This is a genomic window from Pseudomonas sp. Kh14 (assembly GCF_900291005.1).
GTDB classification, from domain to species: Bacteria; Pseudomonadota; Gammaproteobacteria; order Pseudomonadales; family Pseudomonadaceae; genus Aquipseudomonas; species Aquipseudomonas alloputida.
Genome location: NZ_OLKJ01000038.1, coordinates 602,925 through 620,115 on the forward strand (window position 1 = coordinate 602,925; position 17,191 = coordinate 620,115).

Here is a 17,191-nt window from a genome sequence, read left to right on the forward strand (position 1 = left end):
AGGTCATAGGCTGCGCTCGATCACGGCGAGGAAGAAAGCCGTGGCGATCGATTTCAAACTGCTAAAAGAAAAGGGGCATACATGCGTTCGACCATAGGGGTACTGCTGGCAGTACTGATCAGTCCATTGGCTCAGGCGGAGCTGATCGACGAAATCGCCGACCGGGGCGAACTGCGCATTGCCGTACAGGCCGAGAACTCGCCATACGCCTTCAAACAAGACGACCACCTGACAGGTTTCGACATCGAATTTGGCCAGGCCCTGGCCAAGGAACTGGACTTGCGCGCCGAGTTCGTCGAGGCCCCGGCGACCGAAGTGCTGGCGGGTGTCGAGAGTGGCAAGTACGACATCGCATTCGCTCCGTCGAGTGAATCGCTCACAGGCGACGGCCCGCTCGATGTGAGCCTGCCGATTGGCGAGAAGAAGCTGGTGATCCCGTTTCAGAAGGACAACCCGGCTTTTGAAAGTGCCGTAAACAATGCGTTGCAGCGTTTGAAAGACAGTGGCCGGACTGCCGAGCTTGAGCAGAAGTGGTTCAAGGGTGTGCAGGAGACTGCTGCGCAGTGAGGTCTTCTTTGCAACCTGTACCGGCCTCTTCGCGGGTAAACCCGCTCCTACAGGCCTTGGGTACAGTGCGGTCCCTGTAGGAGCGGGTTCACCCGCGAAAGGGCCGGTACAGGTTCAAACAGATATATCAGCCAAAGCCCGCTGCGCCTGGTCCAGTTCCAGCTCGCTGAACACCTGCACCCCCGCCCGCCGCAGCAGCGCCGTGGTTACCCCTTCCCCCGCCACTTTCACACCACTGAAGGTGCCGTCATAGGTCAACCGGTTGCCACACGAAGGGCTGCCAGACTTCAGCACCGCCACGCGGATGCCATGCCGGCGCACCAGCTCCAGCGCCAGCCGCGCCCCGGCCAGAAACTCGGCACTGACATCTTCGCCCGTCACTGTCAGCACCTGCGTGTCGCCATCGAGCACTGCGCTACCCTGCCCGCCCGGTATCTCCGCTGGCGGCCGCGGTGTCGGCAAGCCGCCTGCTACCTCGGGGCACAACGGCACCACGCGCCCTTCGGCCTGCCACTGCTGCAACAAATCGGGATGGCCGCTGGCCCGGCCGTCATAGCGAACTGGCTGCCCCAACAGGCAGGCGCTCACCAGCACCTTGGGCCTATCAGAACGGGTCATTGCCACGCCGCCTGAACCAGCCGGTCAATGACAGCCGCTCACGCCCGGCCGGCAGTACTTCGTGAGGCACTTCGCCCGACAGGAATACCACCAGGCAACCGGCCACTGGCTCGACATCGTGCTCGACACCGTTGGCCAGGAACATGCGCAACTGGCCACCGTCATGCGGTTGCCAGCCTTCATTGAGGTAAAGCACCGCCGAGACCATGCGCCGGTCATCGTCGCGGAAGCGGTCCAGGTGCCGGCGATAGAACGCCCCCGATGGATACAGGGCAAAGTGGCATTCAAAGTCTTCCAGGCCCAGGAAAAGGCCTTGGTTGATTGCCAGGCGCAGCTGATCCATGGCCGCCAGGTACTGGTCGCAGGCCTCGGCCTGCCCCGGGTCGACCCACTGGATCTGGTCACCGCGAATGGTTTCGCGCACCTCCTGGGCAGCTCCCCGCCCAACCCCTGCGGGGTTGAGTTCGCCTTCGGCATCACGGCGCCGGCACTCGGCTGCAAGTGCGCGCACCAGGTCGGCAGGCAGAAATTGCGCCTGCTGGGACCAGCCATGGGTGGCCAGATCGTCGACGACGGCCGCAAGCATCGGGTGTTCAGGGGATATGTGCATGGCGCGCATCATATCCATTCGCCCTGTCGCCGCACAGCGCCACTTGGCCGAGAAACACGCGGATATCTCGACAAACCGGCGCCGGGCCAAGGACAATAGCCACCTGCCGACAGGAGTCCTGAATGCGCCGTCTGTTTTCCCTGATTCTGCTGATGATCTGCACCATGCCTGTCTGGGCAGACAACCTGAATCAACTGTACAAGGCTGCCGGCTGGCCCGACCAGCGCGCCCACTTCAACGATGCCCTGACCGCTGCCCAGGAGCGCTACCGCAACAGTTTGCCACCCGCCGTGTACCAGGCGCTGGTCAACAACAGCAACCAGCGCTTCCAGGCCCAGGCGGTGGACCGTCGCGCCCAGGCAAAGCTGCGCGCCACCCTGGCCGACCCGGCACCAGCCCTGGCCTTCTTCCAGTCGCCGCTGGGGCGCAAAGTGGTGGCGGCCGAGCTCAAGGCCACCCGCAAGGACGAACTGGCCAAGAACGCCAAAGGCCTGCCCAAGATCCAGGCCAGCGACGATCGTCTGCTGATCATCGGCCACCTGGCCCAAGCCCTGCCTGCGCGGGAAGCCGGCGCCGAAGTCAGCCTTGCCATTGCCGGTGTAGCCGCCGACAGCCTCAGCTCGATGATCCCCGGCCTGTTCAGCGGCGGCCAGGCCCAGAGCCTGCTGGATGGCCAGCGCCAGCGGTTGATGGGGCAGATTGGCGAAGACCTGAACAACACCCTGTTGTACGTCTACCGCGACCTGTCCGATGCCGAGCTGGAAGCGTTCGCCACCTTTGCCGAGTCGCCCGAGGGCAAGGCTTACTACCAGGCGGCCCTGGCCGCTGTACGTGCCGGCCTGGCGGTTGGCCAGAGCACCAACGACCTGAAGTGATCAGCCCAGGCGCTGGTCGATGAAGTCGAAGTAGCGCTGGCGGATGCCCGGCAACTCGTTGGCCAGGTGGTGACGGGCTTCGGGCAGCATCAGGATCTGTGGCTCGGCAAACTTGGCCTTGAGCACTTCGAGGTTGTGGGGCCAGTCCACCGTGCCATCCGCCTCCCCCTGCACGATCAATGGCCGACGCGCACTACGCGGCGCAGCCTCGATGCGTTTGACCCAGGCAATCAGTGCGCCCACCCAGGCCGTTGGCAGGCGACGCGGTTGCAGCGGGTCGGCCTCCAGGAACGGCAGGAAGGCCGGGTCGTTGGTGTTCTCACTGAAGCGCCGTTCGATGCCATTGACGAAGTGGCGCAGCACGCAATAACTGAACTTCGACCAACGCCAGGAACTTGGCCGCACCAGCGGGGCCAGCAGGATGACCTGGCCATCGACGGGGCTGCGTGCGCCCTGGTGCAGCAGATGGTCCACGGCAATCGCCCCCCCCGTGCTCTGCCCACAAAGATGCCACGGGTGCGGCAGTTGCAGCGTGTGCGCCTGTTCGAACAAGGCCTCCAGCACCTGCTGGTACACCGCAAAGTCATTGATGCTGGCCCGCTCGCCGCTGGACAGGCCGTGGCCGGGCAGGTCGCAACTGATCACCGCAAAACCTTGCTTGAGTGCCCACGCAATCACATGCTGGTAGAGGCCCATGTGGTCGTAATAGCCGTGCAGCAGGAACAACGTCGCGCTGGGCTGGTCGGGTAGCCAGGCCTGCCCGACCAGGTCGAACCCCGCCGCCTGGAAGCCGCCCAGCCAGCTGTGTGCCGGCAGGTCCAGGCCATAGAAGCGCTGGTAGTCCTGCGCTTGTGCCGACAGTGGCTGGCGAGTGGTGAACGGCGCCAGGCTTGTGCGCAGGCGGTCGGGGTGAAAGGCAGGGGGCATCGGGTACATCCACATTGATGCAAGTATTGATCTGGAATCTTCAGCTCTGGCCGGCGCCATGGCAAGCTTGCTCACCTCGAACAACCAGCATCGAACTAATTGTGGGAGCGGCCTTGTGTCGCGAAAGGGCCGCAAAGCGGCCCCAGCGATCTATGCATGATGCCGAGACCTGGGGCCGCTGCGCGGCCCTTTCGCGACGCAAGGCCGCTCCCACGGGGATCGCGCCAGCTTTTAGAAATTGAGCAAGACAGTTGCTTCCACAAGGGCCACCGACTCTTCATGAATAGCCGAATCATCAAACCGCTGTGCACGGTCATCGCCTTGTTGGTCGGCGCCGTAATCCTCTGGCAGGCCTACAGCGCCTTTCAGGCTCGCTACCTGCGCCCGTTCGACAACCAGGCCACGCTGTTCGACGGCAGCCAGTTACAGCTACCTGCCGAGCTGGCCGGTACTGGCCCGATCCGCGTGGTGCATTTCTGGGACCCGGCCTGCCCATGCAACGTCGGCAACCAACAGCACCTGGGCGACCTTATCAGCCAGTTTGCAGGCCACGACGTTACCTTCCACGTGCTGCAAAAGCCCGGCAGCCACGGCCAGCTACCGGCCAATATCGGCAGCTTGCAACCCATCACCCACCTGCCCGGCAGCGAGCACCTGCCTGCCTCTCCGGCCGTGGCCATCTGGGACCGGCAAGGCAACCTGGCCTACTTCGGCCCCTACAGCGAAGGTGCGGTGTGCAACGCCAGCAACAGTTTCGTGGAGCCTATCATCAAGGCCTTGCTTGAAGGCCGTCCGGTGCAGGCAACCAATACCTTGGCAATAGGGTGCTACTGCCCTTGGTAGATAGTGGGTACCCCATAGATATCTACAGCTTCGACCCATGGGAGGATTTTTACCGTAGCGACATACAGATCAATGGAGAAACTGTATGTCACCACAAGGCTTCACCGAGCTGCCCGATAGCCATGTCCACGGCACGCGCCCGATCTTCGTCCCTGGCGTTTTCTGGGGCCACAACCGCATACCTTATCAGCTGGTATCCAGCTTCCGTCCAGGCAGCCTCGTCATCGATCTGATTCCACAGATCGAAAACGACAAGCGGCAGGTCAAGCAAGCCCATGAGCAGCGCCAGGCCGCACTTGACCAGGATCTCGACCAGGCCATTCTCGCTCAAGCCGGCTCGCTGGCCGGCCTGAGCGAAGTCCAGGCAATCGAGCGAAGAATCGCGGCGATCAGCCAGCTTCAGACGCAGCTTGGGCCACGCCTGGAAGCTGCCCGCCAACAAGCCAACAGCTTCTATGGCAAAGCCCCGGAGCATCGCTCCTTTCAGGAGTTCCTGGCTGTCACCCGCGCCCCCAACGGGCCAGCAGATCCACGCACCGCGTGGCTCGCATCCTACCGGGCCGCGTTCGAGGCCAAGTTGCTAGAGCAGCAAAGCAGCGAGTTGATACAGCGCCAGCATCGACTTCGAAGTGCGTTGTCCGCAGCCAGATTAAAAGAAAGTAACAACCGGAAGATCGATCAAACGCTCTATCAGACCGAGCAAGCACTGGTCCGCATCCTTGCTGCCAGCCATGAGTTCCAAATAGCGCGCAGTGCACTGCAGGACTTGCTCACTGCCTTCACCCGCCACCTGCATGAGGACATTGCCGAGGAAGCGGCACTGGAGCACAGCCGCGAACTGGTACAGAAACCTCCGGCCTGCTCAGGGCGCGAGCGCGGCTGGTGCAGGCCTACTCTACCTGGGGCAGGCTTCATAGCCTGTTAGAGGTCGAAGCTCACCGCATCGATTTCGCCCTGCGAGTCATAGCAGTTGGCACCTCTGCAGATCGACGGCCAGAGTTGCTCGCCCTGCAAGCTCAGGTGCAAGCTCAAGCAGCCGAGCATGCAAGTACGTCATCTACCGATGCAACGACTGCCAGGCAGCTGCGAGACCAGGCGGACATCGCCCTGCAAGCGGCTTTCGACGAGCAGGCAGTACTCGCGGCGCTCTCGGGTCACACACCCAGCAATACCCCGATTACCTTCAACGCCTGGACTGCAAGCACTCGCCACCCGGTGATATTGAGTTCCTCGCGCGGTGGCACGGCCGAATTCGAACTGATCTGGGAGAGCCTCGCCGAGTCAATTGGCAAGACTGCACAGCGCCTGCTGACGGGCGCTGCACTGACGGCCATTCGGTATGCGTCACTGATGCTCTACGCCACGCGCCTGGGCGATGGCGAGCGCATGGGCGTCACCGTCCCGCTGGCCATGATGACGCCCGGTGCGGACCTGACCCTGGAGGCAAACCGCAAGGTCGGCCAGAACCTTGAGCTGCCGCTGCGGATGAACGCCGTCCCGCAAGGCAACCAGACCGAGCTGTACCTGGCAGCCACTGATGGCAGCGGCGTGCTGCGTGACGTACGTGTGCGCCAGGCTCAGTGGGATGCCACTCACGGCGCCTATCGCTTTACCGCGGAAGGCCCGGGTGGTGCCACGCTGCTTTGGCACCCCGCAACGCCGCCCTCGACCTTGGGCCAGTACGACGACGAGAGGGGCACCTACATCCCGGGCGCGACCATTGTCGAGGACCTGCAGACGCACCTGCCGGGCAACATCATCGCTCCTCCGGAACCGGATATCCGCACATTCCCCGGGTTGCCCGACCTGCACATTGATGACTACGTCATCGTCTTCCCGGCAGACTCGGGACTGGCGCCGATCTATGTGATGCTGCGCAACCCACGGAATTTGCCGGGGGTTGCCAGTGGAAACGGTCAACTCACACAGGACAAATTCCTGGAGGATGCATTCTCACAGCATGGGGCGGCGCCTATTCCTTCGCGCATTGCGCAGAGACTCACAGGACGGCGATTTACCAGCTTTGATAAGCTTCGGGAGGCATTGTGGATTGAAGTAGCCGCAGACCCGGAGCTTAGGCAGTACTTCACATTAAGTAACCGGCTCAGAATGGCCGAAGGTATCGCGCCCCGTGTTCCCGCCCAAGAGCGCGTGGGAAAACGAGCGACATTCGAGCTGCACCATGTTGAAGAGATAGCCAAAGGCGGCGCTGTCTATGACTTGGACAATATTGTTGTAATGACACCCCGCCGACATATCGACCACCACAACAAGAGGGGAAGCGAATGATCAGCAAGAATCATATCGAAGACTTCACAGAGAGCGAGTTTCTGGCCTTTGTAGGCGAATTTTTTGAAAATCGCTCAGGCTTGAAGGGGGCAGCCCTTGGACAACACTTGGACGACTTGGCACTCAAATTTGAAGAAATCATCGAGAATCCCCTAGGATCTGATCTCATTTACTATCCAGGTGATGATGCCGATGACTCTCCCCAAGGCGTCGTCAACCGCGTAAAAGCCTGGCGCGCCGCCAACGGCAAACCCGGCTTCAAACCCGCCTGACCTAAGCCCTGCGGCCAACACCGCAGGGCTTTTCATATCACCCTCGCACCCGCGCCGGGTTACCCACCACCGTCGCGCCCGCGGGCACATCCCGGGTCACCACACTGCCGGCGCCGACGATGGCATTATCACCGATGGTCACCCCCGGCAGGATAATCGCCGCGCCACCAATCCACACGTTGTTGCCGATGGTCACCGGCCGCCCGCTCTCCAGCCCGCTGCGCCGCACTTCAGGATCGAGCGGATGGTCGGCGGTATAGATCTGCACGTTGGGACCGATCTGGCAGTCGTCGCCGATACGCACCGGCACCACGTCGAGGATCACGCAGTTGAAGTTCATAAAAGTATTACGACCAACGCTGATGTTGTAGCCGTAGTCGCAATAGAACGGCGGGCGAATCACCGCGCCTTCGCCAACCTGGCCAAAGTGCTCCACAAGCAGCCCGTGGCGTGCGTCGTTGAGCAGTTCGACACTGTTGTTGTAGCGGTGCATCCAGTGCTTGTTGGCGATCTGCTCGGCCTGCAGTTCAGGGCAGCCAGCGTGGTAGAGCTGGCCAGTGAGCATTTTGTGTTTTTCGCTGAGGGACATGGAAACTCCTTCCTGGGGCTATGCTCTGTTCGCGAATCCGCCGATGATCGGACCACATTTTTCGTTTGAATGCACAAGGAGTCTGAATGAAGCGCAGCCTGACCCTGCTGGCGGTGGTAGTCACCGTGGCCGCTGGCGCCTCCGGGTACTGGTACGTTCAGGGCAAGCTGCCGCAGCGCGAGGGCGAAGTCGCCGTTACCGGCCTGCAAGCGCCGGTCAGCGTGCGCTACGACGCACGCGGCGTGCCTCACCTGCAGGCACAGAGCGAGCCGGACCTTTACCGCGCACTGGGCTACGTGCATGCCCAGGACCGATTGTTCCAGATGGAGATCATGCGCCGCCTGGCCCGTGGCGAGCTGGCCGAAGTGCTCGGCGACAAGCTGCTGCCCACCGACACCCTGTTCCGTAGCCTGCGCATACGCGAGCAGGCCGCGCTGATGGCCAAGCGGCAGGATCCGCAGGCGCCGGCATGGCAGGCCCTGCAAGCCTACCTCGACGGGGTCAACAGTTGGCAGGCCAGCCACCCCAAGCCCACGGAATTCGACCTGCTCGGCATCACCCCGCGACCGTTCACCGCCGAGGACACGCTGAGCATCGCCGGCTACCTGGCCTACAGTTTTGCCGCCGCGTTCCGCACCGAGCCTGCTCTGACCTACATCCGCGACCAGCTAGGGCCTGACTACCTGAAAATATTCGACCTTGGCTGGCAACCCGAGGGCGCTCTGGGCACGCCACTGGCCGCTGCCGACTGGCAAAGCCTGGAAACACTTGCGCGCTTAAGCGATGAGGCGCTGGGCGATGCCGGCATCCCGCAGTTCGAAGGCAGCAACGCCTGGGCGGTCGCGGGTAGCCGCACCCGCAGCGGCAAACCCTTGCTGGCCGGCGACCCGCACATCAGTTTTGCCGTACCCGCCGTCTGGTACGAGGCCGAACTTTCGGCGCCCGGCTTCAACCTGTATGGCTACTTCCAGGCGCTGAACCCGTTCGCAATGCTGGGGCACAACCGTGACTTCGGCTGGAGCCTGACCATGTTCCAGAACGACGACGTCGACCTGATCGCAGAAAAGACCAACCCTGCCAACGCTGACCAGGTCATGGTCGATGGCCAGTGGCGCACACTGGAAAAGACCGAGCAGCAGATTGCAATCAAAGGCGAGCAACCGGTCACCATCAACCTGCGCCGCTCACCCCACGGGCCAATCGTCAACGAAGTCCTCGGCGCCACGGCAGGGGCCACACCGATTGCCATGTGGTGGGCGTTCCTCGAAACCGAGAACCCGATCCTCGAAGGCTTCTACCAGCTCAATCGCGCCGACACCCTGGGCAAGATGCGCGAAGCGGCTGCCAAGGTGCAGGCGCCGGGGCTGAACTTCGTCTGGGCCAATGCCCGTGGCGATATCGGCTGGTGGGCGGCGGCGAAACTGCCGATTCGCCCGGACGGTGTGAACCCGGCGTTCATCCTCGACGGCGCCAGCAGCCAGGCCGACAAACCCGGCTTTTACCCCTTCAGCGTCAACCCGCAACAGGAGAATCCGGCCAGCGGTTATATCGTCTCGGCCAACTACCAGCCACCCGCAGTGGTGCCGATACCCGGCTACTACAACCTCGCCGACCGCGGCCGCCAGCTTGATCGCCAGCTGGCCAACCCGGAGGTGAAATGGGACATGCAGAACAGCCAGGCACTGCAACTCGATACGGCCAGCGATTACGGCCCGCGCACCTTGGCACCGCTGCTAGCGACGTTGCGTCAGATCGCCCAGGGTGACGAGGAAAAGGAACTGGTCGAGCAGCTGGCTGCCTGGCGCGGCGACTATCCACTGGACTCAACCAGCGCCACGCTGTTCAACCAGTTCCTTTACGAGCTGGCCTATGCCGCGTTGCATGACGAATTGGGCGATACCTGGTTCCCGGTGCTGATCAGCACCCGTGCCATCGATGCCGCGCTGCCGCGCCTTGCCGCCGATGCCGAGTCGCCCTGGTGGAACACCCGCGGCGCCAACCAGCGCACTGACCGCAGCTCGATCGTGCGCGAAGCCTGGCAGAAGAGCCTTGGCCACTTGCGCGACACCCTCGGCAAGGACCCAGCCAGCTGGCAATGGGGCAAGGCCCATACCCTGACCCACAACCATCCGCTTGGGGTGAAAAAGCCGCTGAACCTGCTGTTCAACGTTGGGCCGTTTGCCGCACCGGGTACTCATGAAGTACCGAACAACCTTTCGGCGAAGATCGGCCCGGCGCCATGGCCGGTGACGTACGGGCCGTCGACGCGGCGGCTGATCGACTTTGTCGATGCCGGGCAGGCGCTGACCAGCAACCCGGTTGGGCAGAGTGGCGTGCCGTATGACCGCCATTACGCGGACCAGGCCCAAGGGTATGTGCAGGGGCAGTATCAGAAGGCACAGATGGGGGTAATACCGGCGCAGAGTACCTTGCGATTGGTGCCAGGGCCGTAAGGGGCTGCCTTGCTCAAAACCCAAAAGTTTGCGCGAGCACTGTGGGGCTTTAGCCGCGAACACCGGCGCAGCCGGTGCCATGCACCGCGTTGGATTCTTCGCGGGTAAACCCGCTCCCACAGGGATCGCGCCAGCTTTCAGAGATCCCAGCAATGAAAACGCCGACACAAAGGTGTCGGCGTTGGGTCATGCAAGGTGAAGCAAGCGCATCAGAACGCCGGCAGCACCGCACCCTGGTACTTCTTGGCAATGAATTCCTTCACTTCAGGGCTGGTCAGGGCCTTGGCCAGTTTCTGGATGGCCTCACTGTCCTTGTTGTCCGGGCGGGCCACCAGGAAGTTCACGTAGGGCGAGTCGGCACCTTCGATCACCAGTGCATCTTTAGCCGGGTTCAGGCCAGCTTCCAGGGCATAGTTGGTGTTGATCATGTCCAGGTCGACCTGGTCCAGCACACGGGGCAGCATGGCCGACTCAAGCTCGCGGAACTTAAGCTTCTTCGGGTTCTCGGCGATGTCCTTGGGGGTGGCCAGGGCATTCTTTGGGTCTTTCAGGGTAATCAGGCCGGCCTTCTGCAGCAGCAGCAGCGCGCGGCCGCTGTTGCTGCCCTCGTTAGGGATGGCAACGGTTGCGCCTTCTTTCAGCTCGCTCAGGGCCTTGACCTTCTTCGAGTAGCCACCGAAGGGCTCTACGTGCACACCCACCACGGTTTCCAGGTGGGTGCCCTTACCTTCGTTGAAGTTCTGCAGGTACGGCAGGGTCTGGAAGTAGTTGGCGTCCAGACGCTTCTGGTCCACCTGCACGTTCGGCTGCACGTAATCGGTGAAGACCTTGATCTGAAGGTCCACGCCTTCTTTTGCCAGGGTCGGCTTGATCAATTCGAGAATTTCGGCGTGCGGTACCGGGGTAGCGGCAACCACCAGTTTCTCGGCAGCAGCGGCCAGGCCGGAGAACGACAGGGCAGCAGCCAGGGCAGTGGTCAGCAGGGTCTTCTTCATGGTGGTCCTTGTTCTGAATCTGGGCCATCGACGATGGCGAATCGGGTGCCCAACCGGTTCATCAGTGGGCGTGAGGCGGACGATACCCAGATTTTTTATTCCGCAACAATATCTTTTACTTAGTTGCTTATTCCAAAAACAGAATGGCATCAGCCTCTTTACCCAAGAGCGATGTCTAACGCGCGGGGTCAGGCAGGTCGAGGTCTTCTGGCAGGATCTCTTCGCCGTCATTGACCAGCAAGGCAAAGTGGATGACGTTCTCCAGTTCGCGGGTATTGCCGGGCCAGAAATGCCCCTCCAGAACCCGCTGCGCCGCCTCGCTCACCAAGGGCACAGGCCGCTGCAGGCGCACGCTGTAGATGCCCGCGAAGTACTCGGCCAGCGGCAGGATATCGCCCGGCCGCTCGCGCAGCGGCGGCAGCTCCAGCGCCCCCTCGCGCAAATACTGGTACAGGCGCTCGTTGAAGCGCCCTGCACGCACCACACGGGCCAGGTCGATGCTGGTGGCGGCTACCAGACGCACATCCACCGGCTGGGGCTGCTGCGCGCCCACCCGAGTGACCTCGCGGTTTTCCAGGGCCGCCAGCAGCTTGCCCTGGATCGCCAGTGGCAAGTCGGCAATCTCGTCCAGGTACAAGGTGCCGCCGCTGGCCGAACCGAACCAGCCGGCGCGGCTGCTGGCCGTACCGCCATGGCTGCCGGCGCTATAGCCAAACAGCTCGGCATCGGCGTAGGTGGGGCTGATGGCCGCGCAGTTGACGGACACGAACAACCCTCCACGGTCGCTGGTACGGTGGATCTGCCGGGCCAGCAGCTCCTTGCCGGTGCCGGTTTCGCCACGGATCAGCACCGGCAAAGGTTGTGGCGCCAGGCGCTCAAGGTCCTCGCGCAGCTGCTGCGAGCGCGGGTCGATGAACACCAGCGCCTTGGCACGAATGCTAAGCGGGCTCTTGTCCAGCTCGGGGAAGGTCAGCAGCGGCTGGCCGAACGGGTTTTGAAACGTCATGACGAACTCCCGCCCCAGGCCCGTAATGGCCAGGCGTCAGGCAAAGGGTGAACAGTAAGGGCGATCAGGCGCGGCGCAGTGCGCGCTGCTCGATCCGGCTCTGCAAGCGATACAGGTAGGCGAAGCCTTGTTCCCAGCGCTCATGCCCGGACTTGACGTTGATGTGCCCGGCATTGCTCAGCAAACCCGCTTCGGCGCCCCATGCCTGGGCCAGGTACAGCGCCCGTGGCACGTTCACGGCCGGGTCGTTGTCCGAGCTGACGACCTGGCTAGGGAATGGCAGCACCTCGGTAGGGATCGGCGCAAAGTTGCGCAGCACGGGTGCGCAAGTGGGCCGTTCGACATCTGCCGGCGCCACCAGCAGTGCACCACGCACCTGCCGCAGCAAGGCCGGGCTAGCCTGCGCTGCCCAATGGGCGACAGTGATGCAACCGAGGCTGTGGGCAATCAGGATCACCGGCGAGCGCTCGGCGGCAATCGCCTGCTCCAGCGCGTGCACCCAGTCCTGCCGCTGCGGGGTGAGCCAGTCTCGCTGTTCGACCCGTGCACTGTTGGGCAGGGTGCGCTGCCAGTGACTCTGCCAATGGTTGTCTGGCGATCCTTGCCAACCCGGCACAATCAGGTAGCGAATCGACTCATTGCGCATGGGGACGCCTCCAGTAAGTTTGCGTGCTTGGAGACAAGTATAGGGAGGGCGAAATATTCGTAAAGGAATAAGAAGATATTTATTAATATCCATAGGGAATAACAAGTACGCTACCGCCACACGCTTGTAAAAGGCTGTAAAGCTGCCCTGTCAAACGTTCAGGCAAGAAAAACCCGGGACCATGCCCGGGCTCTCTTTTCCTTGTGCGACTCAGATATCCGCCACCTTCTGCCAAACCTTCGGTCGGAAGAACAACGTCTCTCCCCGCGCCAACCCGGTCAGGCTGTCATGGTCTTTCACCACCTCGGCCTCGATCAGCTCGCTCTGCCCTTCCACCTTCAAGGTCACCCGCGTGGTCGCGCCCAACGGCCGAATGTCGCGCACCTCGGCCGCATGGTGCCCTTCGGTCTCGTGCCGCGACAGCGACACCTCGTGCGGGCGAAACAGCACGTGATGCCCTTCGCTCAAGGCCAGGCGGTTGGAGTCACCAAGGAAGTGGTAGACGAAATCGTTGGCCGGCTGATCGTACACCTCACCCGGCGAGCCGATCTGCTCGATCACGCCCTTGTTCATCACCACGATGCGGTCGGCTACTTCCATGGCTTCTTCCTGGTCGTGGGTAACGAACACCGACGTCAGGTTGATATCCTCGTGCAGCCGCGCCAGCCAGCGACGCAGCTCCTTGCGCACCTTGGCATCCAGCGCACCGAATGGCTCGTCCAGCAGCAGCACCTTCGGCTCCACCGCCAGGGCGCGGGCCAGGGCGATACGCTGACGCTGGCCACCGGAAAGCTGCTCTGGGTAGCGGTCGGACAGCCAGTCCAGTTGCACCATGTTCAGCAGCTCATGCACCTTCTCGGCAATCTTGCTCTCGCTCGGGCGCTCGCCCTTGGGCTTCATGCGCAGGCCGAAGGCAACGTTGTCGAACACGCTCATGTGGCGGAATAGCGCGTAGTGCTGGAACACGAACCCGACATTACGGTCACGCACATCATGGCCGGAAACGTCCTCGCCATGGAACACGATGTTGCCCTGGTCCGGGGTTTCCAGGCCGGCAATGATGCGCAGCAGGGTGGTCTTGCCGCAGCCGGACGGGCCGAGCAAAGCCACCAGCTCGCCGCTGTTGATGTCCAGGTTGATAGCGTTCAGGGCCTGGAAGCTGTTGAAGCGCTTGCTGACGTTACGAACTTCGATCGACATGAATCATTCCTCCGCGGCGCTGTGGCGCAGGCGGTTAATACGGTTCTCGCTCCACTGCTTGAGCAGCAGGATGAAGAGCGCCAGGATCAGCAACAGGCTGGCCACGCTGAAGGCCGCGACGTGGTTGTACTCGTTGTAGAGGATCTCCACATGCAGCGGCAAGGTGTTGGTCACGCCACGGATGTGGCCCGACACCACCGACACCGCGCCGAACTCGCCCATGGCCCGCGCGGTACACAGCACCACGCCGTAAATCAGGCCCCATTTGATGTTCGGCAGGGTCACGTGCCAGAACATCTGCCAGCCGTTGGCACCGAGCAGCCGTGCAGCCTCCTCCTCTTGCGTGCCTTGCTCCTGCATCAGCGGGATCAGCTCACGGGCCACGAACGGCACGGTAACGAAAATGGTCGCCAGGACAATGCCCGGCAGGGCGAACACGATCTGGATATCGTGGTCCTGCAGCCACGGCCCGAGCAGGCCTTGCGCGCCAAACATCAGCACGTAGACCAGGCCGGCGATCACGGGGGACACCGAGAACGGCAGGTCGATCAGGGTGACCAGGATGCTCTTGCCACGGAAGGTGTACTTGCTGACGCACCAGGCGGCGCTTACGCCAAATACCAGGTTGAGCGGCACCGAGATAACCACGGCGAGCAGGGTCAGCTTCAGCGCCGACAACGCATCGGGTTCGAATATCGCCTCGAAGAAGGTGCCAAAACCGTTCTTCAGCGCCTGCGATACCACGATCACCAGCGGCAGCAGCAGGAACAGGGCGAACACCAGCCAGCCAAGGCCGATCAGGATACGCCGTGACGTGGCGCTGCCACGGCGGGCGGCGTTGGCTGCGGCACTTGCACTCAGGGATGAACTGGACATGCCGGCCTCCTTCAAGGGGTTTCGATGCGGCGCTGCAGCAGGTTGATCAGCAGCAGCAGGATGAAGGAAACCACCAGCATCAACACGCCGATGGCGGTCGCGCCGGTGTAGTCGTACTGGTCGAGCTTGACCATGATCAGCAGCGGCAGGATCTCGGTCTTCATCGGCATGTTGCCGGCAATGAAGATCACCGAACCATACTCGCCCACGCCACGGGCGAAGGCCAGGGCAAAGCCGGTGAGCCATGCCGGCAGCAGGGCCGGCGCCAGGATGTGGCGGAACACCTGCAGTGGCTTGGCGCCCAGGCAGGCTGCGGCCTCCTCCACTTCGCGCGGGATGTCGGCCAGTACCGGCTGCACCGTGCGCACCACGAACGGCAGGGTCACGAAGGTCAGTGCCAGGGTGATGCCCAGCGGGGTGTAGGCGATCTTGAAGCCCAGGTCGGTGGCGAACTGGCCGACCCAGCCCTGCGGCGCGTACAGGGCAGTCAGGGCGATACCGGCAACCGCGGTGGGCAAGGCGAACGGCAGGTCGATCATCGCATCGATGATCTTGCGCCCGGGGAAGGTGTAACGCACCAGCACCCAGGCCAGCAGGGTACCGATCACACCGTTGATGATGGCGGCGAACAGGGCGGTGCCGAAGCTCAGCTTGAGCGCAGCGATCACCCGCGGCGCACTGATGATGGTCCAGAACTGCTCGAAGGTCAGCTGCGAGGCATGGATGAACATGGCCGCCAGCGGTATCAGCACGATCAGGCTGAGGTACACCAAGGTGTAGCCCAGCGTCAGCCCGAAGCCGGGTATGACGGGGGAGATACGACGCGACATAAATATCCCTGGTTGAACGCACTCAGCCCGGAAACAATCCCGGGCCGGTGCAAGCTTTTGAATCCTGGGGCTGCTTGGCAGCCCATTCGCGACACAAGGCCGCTCCCACAGGGGATCATGGTTCCTTGTGGGAGCGGCCTTGTGCCGCGAATGGCCCGCAACGCGGCCCCGATTTCCTTTGGCCCTTACTGTGCCTGATAGATCTGGTCGAACACACCGCCATCATTGAAGAATTTCGGTTGTGCAGTCTTCCACCCACCAAAGTCCTTGTCGATGGTCACCAGGTCCAGTTTCGGGAACTGCTTGCCAAACTCCGCAGCGACTTTCTCGTCACGCGGGCGGTAGAAGTTCTCGGCGGCAATCTTCTGCCCGGCCGGGCTGTACAGGTGCTTGAGGTATTCGGTGGCAATCTCGGTATTGCCCTTCTTCTCGGCGTTCTTGTCGACCACGGCCACTGGCGGCTCGGCCAGGATCGACAGCGACGGCACGACGATGTCGAACTTGTCGGCACCACCGTCTTCCTTCAGGGCCAGGAAGGCTTCGTTTTCCCAGGCCAGCAACACGTCGCCCTGGCCATTGTTGACGAAGGTGATGGTCGAACCACGGGCGCCGGTATCCAGCACCGGTACATGCTTGAACAGCTCCTGCACATAGGCCTTGGCCTTCTCTTCGCTACCGCCGGCCTTCAGGCCGTACGCCCACGCTGCGAGGAAGTTCCAGCGTGCACCGCCGGAGGTTTTCGGGTTCGGAGTGATGACCGACACGTCCTTCTTGATCAGGTCGCCCCAGTCCTTGATGCCTTTCGGGTTGCCCTTGCGCACCAGGAACACGATGGTCGAGGTGTACGGGGTGCTGGCGTCAGGCAGGCGGGTCTGCCAGTTCTCGGGCAGGTTCTTGCCAAGCTTGGCCACTTCGTCGATGTCACCGGCCAGGGCCAGGGTCACCACGTCGGCGCGCAGGCCGTCGATCACCGCACGGGCCTGCTTGCCCGACCCCCCATGGGATTGCTGGATTTTCACCTTGTCACCCGGGTGGGCCTGTTGCCAGTGTTTGATGAACTCGGCGTTGTACTGCTGGTACAGCTCACGGGTCGGGTCGTAGGACACGTTGAGCAGTTCGTAGTCCTTGGCGATGGCGGAACCGGCAAAAACAGCACTGGCCAGGGCGGCGAGCGCATAACGGCGGATGGACATGGTGAAGCTCCCGATTGGCATTTTTTCTAGTTTTGGATGTTGTGGCGCCGATCAGCCGGGCTTGTTGCCGGGCTGTTGCAGGCGGAACTTCTCCTTGCGCTCGATCTGTACCACCTGAGCGTTGTGCACGGTGATCTCCACCGCACCGAACCGCAGGTCGCGCAAGGCGCTCTGGATTTCACGCAAGATGGTGGCTTCGTCCTGACCGTCGATGCTACGCAGAGATGCACTCATGCTCGTTCTCCTTGGAGTGAGGGCGCCGGGCAGAGGTTTGAAGGGGGTTTGCGCCTGGCTTGAGGGCAATAGTAGTGAGGCGGGATTATTCTTAAAAATACTGTTTAAGAATTTTTATATAACCTTTTTTTAAAAGCACACGCCCCCTTGTAGGAGCGGGTTTACCCG

19 protein-coding genes are annotated in these 17,191 nt (G+C 62.4%); 7 read left to right on the forward strand and 12 right to left on the reverse strand.

Features of this window, described 5'->3' with window-relative positions:
• Positions 1-81: 81 nt before the first annotated feature.
• Positions 82-567, forward strand: coding sequence for a transporter substrate-binding domain-containing protein (locus tag FQ668_RS25150; protein WP_014592763.1), 486 nt, complete (start codon positions 82-84; stop codon positions 565-567).
• Between the two features lie 114 nt (positions 568-681).
• Here the strand turns inward: FQ668_RS25150 and FQ668_RS25160 are convergent, their stop codons facing one another.
• Together FQ668_RS25160 and FQ668_RS25165 are read right to left on the reverse strand one after the other, a co-directional pair.
• Entirely contained in the window at positions 682-1,185 is a 504-nt protein-coding gene (locus FQ668_RS25160) for a DUF523 domain-containing protein (RefSeq protein ID WP_019439115.1), read from the reverse strand.
• Positions 1,172-1,804 carry a 2OG-Fe(II) oxygenase gene (locus FQ668_RS25165; protein ID WP_014592765.1) on the reverse strand — a complete coding sequence of 211 codons (633 nt, stop codon included), beginning with the start codon at positions 1,802-1,804 and terminating at the stop codon, positions 1,172-1,174. The genes FQ668_RS25160 and FQ668_RS25165 overlap by 14 nt, the downstream gene beginning before the upstream one ends.
• A gap of 113 nt (positions 1,805-1,917) precedes the next feature.
• On the opposite strand from FQ668_RS25165, the gene FQ668_RS25170 reads away from it, so the two are divergent.
• Entirely contained in the window at positions 1,918-2,670 is a 753-nt protein-coding gene (locus FQ668_RS25170; RefSeq protein WP_014592766.1) for a DUF2059 domain-containing protein, read from the forward strand.
• On the opposite strand, the gene FQ668_RS25175 is transcribed toward FQ668_RS25170, so the two are convergent.
• Positions 2,671-3,597: an alpha/beta hydrolase gene (locus FQ668_RS25175; protein WP_014592767.1), complete on the reverse strand. Its 927-nt coding sequence runs from the start codon at positions 3,595-3,597 to the stop codon at positions 2,671-2,673.
• Between the two features lie 279 nt (positions 3,598-3,876).
• Here FQ668_RS25175 and FQ668_RS25180 point away from each other — a divergent pair, with 279 nt between their 5' ends.
• From FQ668_RS25180 to FQ668_RS25190, 4 genes are all read left to right on the forward strand, one after another.
• The gene (locus tag FQ668_RS25180; protein ID WP_014592768.1) at positions 3,877-4,440 is read left to right on the forward strand and encodes a DUF6436 domain-containing protein; all 564 of its coding nucleotides are present in this window, start codon (positions 3,877-3,879) and stop codon (positions 4,438-4,440) included.
• Positions 4,441-4,525: 85 nt separating this feature from the next.
• Positions 4,526-5,365, forward strand: coding sequence for a hypothetical protein (locus tag FQ668_RS29085; protein ID WP_019439113.1), 840 nt, complete (start codon positions 4,526-4,528; stop codon positions 5,363-5,365).
• Positions 5,366-5,439: 74 nt separating this feature from the next.
• On the forward strand, positions 5,440-6,729 hold the full coding sequence (locus tag FQ668_RS29090) for an S-type pyocin domain-containing protein (RefSeq protein ID WP_230678097.1): 1,290 nt from the start codon (positions 5,440-5,442) through the stop codon (positions 6,727-6,729).
• Positions 6,726-7,001 carry a bacteriocin immunity protein gene (locus FQ668_RS25190; RefSeq protein ID WP_014592770.1) on the forward strand — a complete coding sequence of 92 codons (276 nt, stop codon included), beginning with the start codon at positions 6,726-6,728 and terminating at the stop codon, positions 6,999-7,001. Before FQ668_RS29090 ends, FQ668_RS25190 begins: the two co-directional genes overlap by 4 nt.
• A gap of 37 nt (positions 7,002-7,038) precedes the next feature.
• On the opposite strand, the gene FQ668_RS25195 is transcribed toward FQ668_RS25190, so the two are convergent.
• Positions 7,039-7,590 carry a sugar O-acetyltransferase gene (locus FQ668_RS25195; RefSeq protein ID WP_019439110.1) on the reverse strand — a complete coding sequence of 184 codons (552 nt, stop codon included), beginning with the start codon at positions 7,588-7,590 and terminating at the stop codon, positions 7,039-7,041.
• An 86-nt stretch (positions 7,591-7,676) separates the two neighbouring features.
• Here FQ668_RS25195 and FQ668_RS25200 point away from each other — a divergent pair, with 86 nt between their 5' ends.
• Positions 7,677-10,043, forward strand: a complete 2,367-nt coding sequence (locus tag FQ668_RS25200) for a penicillin acylase family protein (RefSeq protein ID WP_019439109.1) — start codon at positions 7,677-7,679, stop codon at positions 10,041-10,043.
• 209 nt (positions 10,044-10,252) lie between these two features.
• Here FQ668_RS25200 and FQ668_RS25205 read toward each other — a convergent pair whose 3' ends face one another.
• The 8 genes from FQ668_RS25205 to oscA form a co-directional block, all read right to left on the reverse strand.
• The gene (locus tag FQ668_RS25205) at positions 10,253-11,038 is read right to left on the reverse strand and encodes a MetQ/NlpA family ABC transporter substrate-binding protein (RefSeq protein WP_019439108.1); all 786 of its coding nucleotides are present in this window, start codon (positions 11,036-11,038) and stop codon (positions 10,253-10,255) included.
• Between the two features lie 175 nt (positions 11,039-11,213).
• Positions 11,214-12,044, reverse strand: coding sequence for a sigma 54-interacting transcriptional regulator (locus FQ668_RS25210; RefSeq protein ID WP_010955696.1), 831 nt, complete (start codon positions 12,042-12,044; stop codon positions 11,214-11,216).
• A 64-nt stretch (positions 12,045-12,108) separates the two neighbouring features.
• Positions 12,109-12,690 carry an alpha/beta hydrolase gene (locus tag FQ668_RS25215; protein WP_014592774.1) on the reverse strand — a complete coding sequence of 194 codons (582 nt, stop codon included), beginning with the start codon at positions 12,688-12,690 and terminating at the stop codon, positions 12,109-12,111.
• A gap of 210 nt (positions 12,691-12,900) precedes the next feature.
• The gene (locus tag FQ668_RS25220) at positions 12,901-13,890 is read right to left on the reverse strand and encodes a sulfate/molybdate ABC transporter ATP-binding protein (RefSeq protein ID WP_003248965.1); all 990 of its coding nucleotides are present in this window, start codon (positions 13,888-13,890) and stop codon (positions 12,901-12,903) included.
• A 3-nt stretch (positions 13,891-13,893) separates the two neighbouring features.
• The gene (gene cysW / locus FQ668_RS25225; protein ID WP_010955698.1) at positions 13,894-14,766 is read right to left on the reverse strand and encodes a sulfate ABC transporter permease subunit CysW; all 873 of its coding nucleotides are present in this window, start codon (positions 14,764-14,766) and stop codon (positions 13,894-13,896) included.
• A gap of 11 nt (positions 14,767-14,777) precedes the next feature.
• Positions 14,778-15,596, reverse strand: coding sequence for a sulfate ABC transporter permease subunit CysT (gene cysT, locus FQ668_RS25230; protein ID WP_003248961.1), 819 nt, complete (start codon positions 15,594-15,596; stop codon positions 14,778-14,780).
• A 185-nt stretch (positions 15,597-15,781) separates the two neighbouring features.
• Positions 15,782-16,789: a sulfate ABC transporter substrate-binding protein gene (locus tag FQ668_RS25240; protein ID WP_019439107.1), complete on the reverse strand. Its 1,008-nt coding sequence runs from the start codon at positions 16,787-16,789 to the stop codon at positions 15,782-15,784.
• Positions 16,790-16,840: 51 nt separating this feature from the next.
• Entirely contained in the window at positions 16,841-17,023 is a 183-nt protein-coding gene (gene oscA, locus FQ668_RS25245; protein ID WP_003248957.1) for a sulfur starvation response protein OscA, read from the reverse strand.
• Positions 17,024-17,191 lie beyond the last annotated feature (168 nt).

Coding starts and splice junctions, on each gene's coding strand:
- FQ668_RS29085 (WP_019439113.1), top strand. CDS start 4,526: ATGTCACCACAAGGCTTCACCGAGCTGCCCGATAGCCATGTCCACGGC.
- FQ668_RS25180 (WP_014592768.1), top strand. CDS start 3,877: ATGAATAGCCGAATCATCAAACCGCTGTGCACGGTCATCGCCTTGTTG.
- cysW (WP_010955698.1), bottom strand. CDS start 14,766: ATGTCCAGTTCATCCCTGAGTGCAAGTGCCGCAGCCAACGCCGCCCGC.
- FQ668_RS25205 (WP_019439108.1), bottom strand. CDS start 11,038: ATGAAGAAGACCCTGCTGACCACTGCCCTGGCTGCTGCCCTGTCGTTC.
- FQ668_RS25150 (WP_014592763.1), top strand. CDS start 82: ATGCGTTCGACCATAGGGGTACTGCTGGCAGTACTGATCAGTCCATTG.
- FQ668_RS25200 (WP_019439109.1), top strand. CDS start 7,677: ATGAAGCGCAGCCTGACCCTGCTGGCGGTGGTAGTCACCGTGGCCGCT.
- FQ668_RS25175 (WP_014592767.1), bottom strand. CDS start 3,597: ATGCCCCCTGCCTTTCACCCCGACCGCCTGCGCACAAGCCTGGCGCCG.
- FQ668_RS25210 (WP_010955696.1), bottom strand. CDS start 12,044: ATGACGTTTCAAAACCCGTTCGGCCAGCCGCTGCTGACCTTCCCCGAG.
- FQ668_RS25240 (WP_019439107.1), bottom strand. CDS start 16,789: ATGTCCATCCGCCGTTATGCGCTCGCCGCCCTGGCCAGTGCTGTTTTT.
- FQ668_RS25195 (WP_019439110.1), bottom strand. CDS start 7,590: ATGTCCCTCAGCGAAAAACACAAAATGCTCACTGGCCAGCTCTACCAC.
- cysT (WP_003248961.1), bottom strand. CDS start 15,596: ATGTCGCGTCGTATCTCCCCCGTCATACCCGGCTTCGGGCTGACGCTG.
- FQ668_RS25160 (WP_019439115.1), bottom strand. CDS start 1,185: ATGACCCGTTCTGATAGGCCCAAGGTGCTGGTGAGCGCCTGCCTGTTG.
- FQ668_RS25165 (WP_014592765.1), bottom strand. CDS start 1,804: ATGCGCGCCATGCACATATCCCCTGAACACCCGATGCTTGCGGCCGTC.
- FQ668_RS25190 (WP_014592770.1), top strand. CDS start 6,726: ATGATCAGCAAGAATCATATCGAAGACTTCACAGAGAGCGAGTTTCTG.
- oscA (WP_003248957.1), bottom strand. CDS start 17,023: ATGAGTGCATCTCTGCGTAGCATCGACGGTCAGGACGAAGCCACCATC.
- FQ668_RS25215 (WP_014592774.1), bottom strand. CDS start 12,690: ATGCGCAATGAGTCGATTCGCTACCTGATTGTGCCGGGTTGGCAAGGA.
- FQ668_RS25220 (WP_003248965.1), bottom strand. CDS start 13,890: ATGTCGATCGAAGTTCGTAACGTCAGCAAGCGCTTCAACAGCTTCCAG.
- FQ668_RS25170 (WP_014592766.1), top strand. CDS start 1,918: ATGCGCCGTCTGTTTTCCCTGATTCTGCTGATGATCTGCACCATGCCT.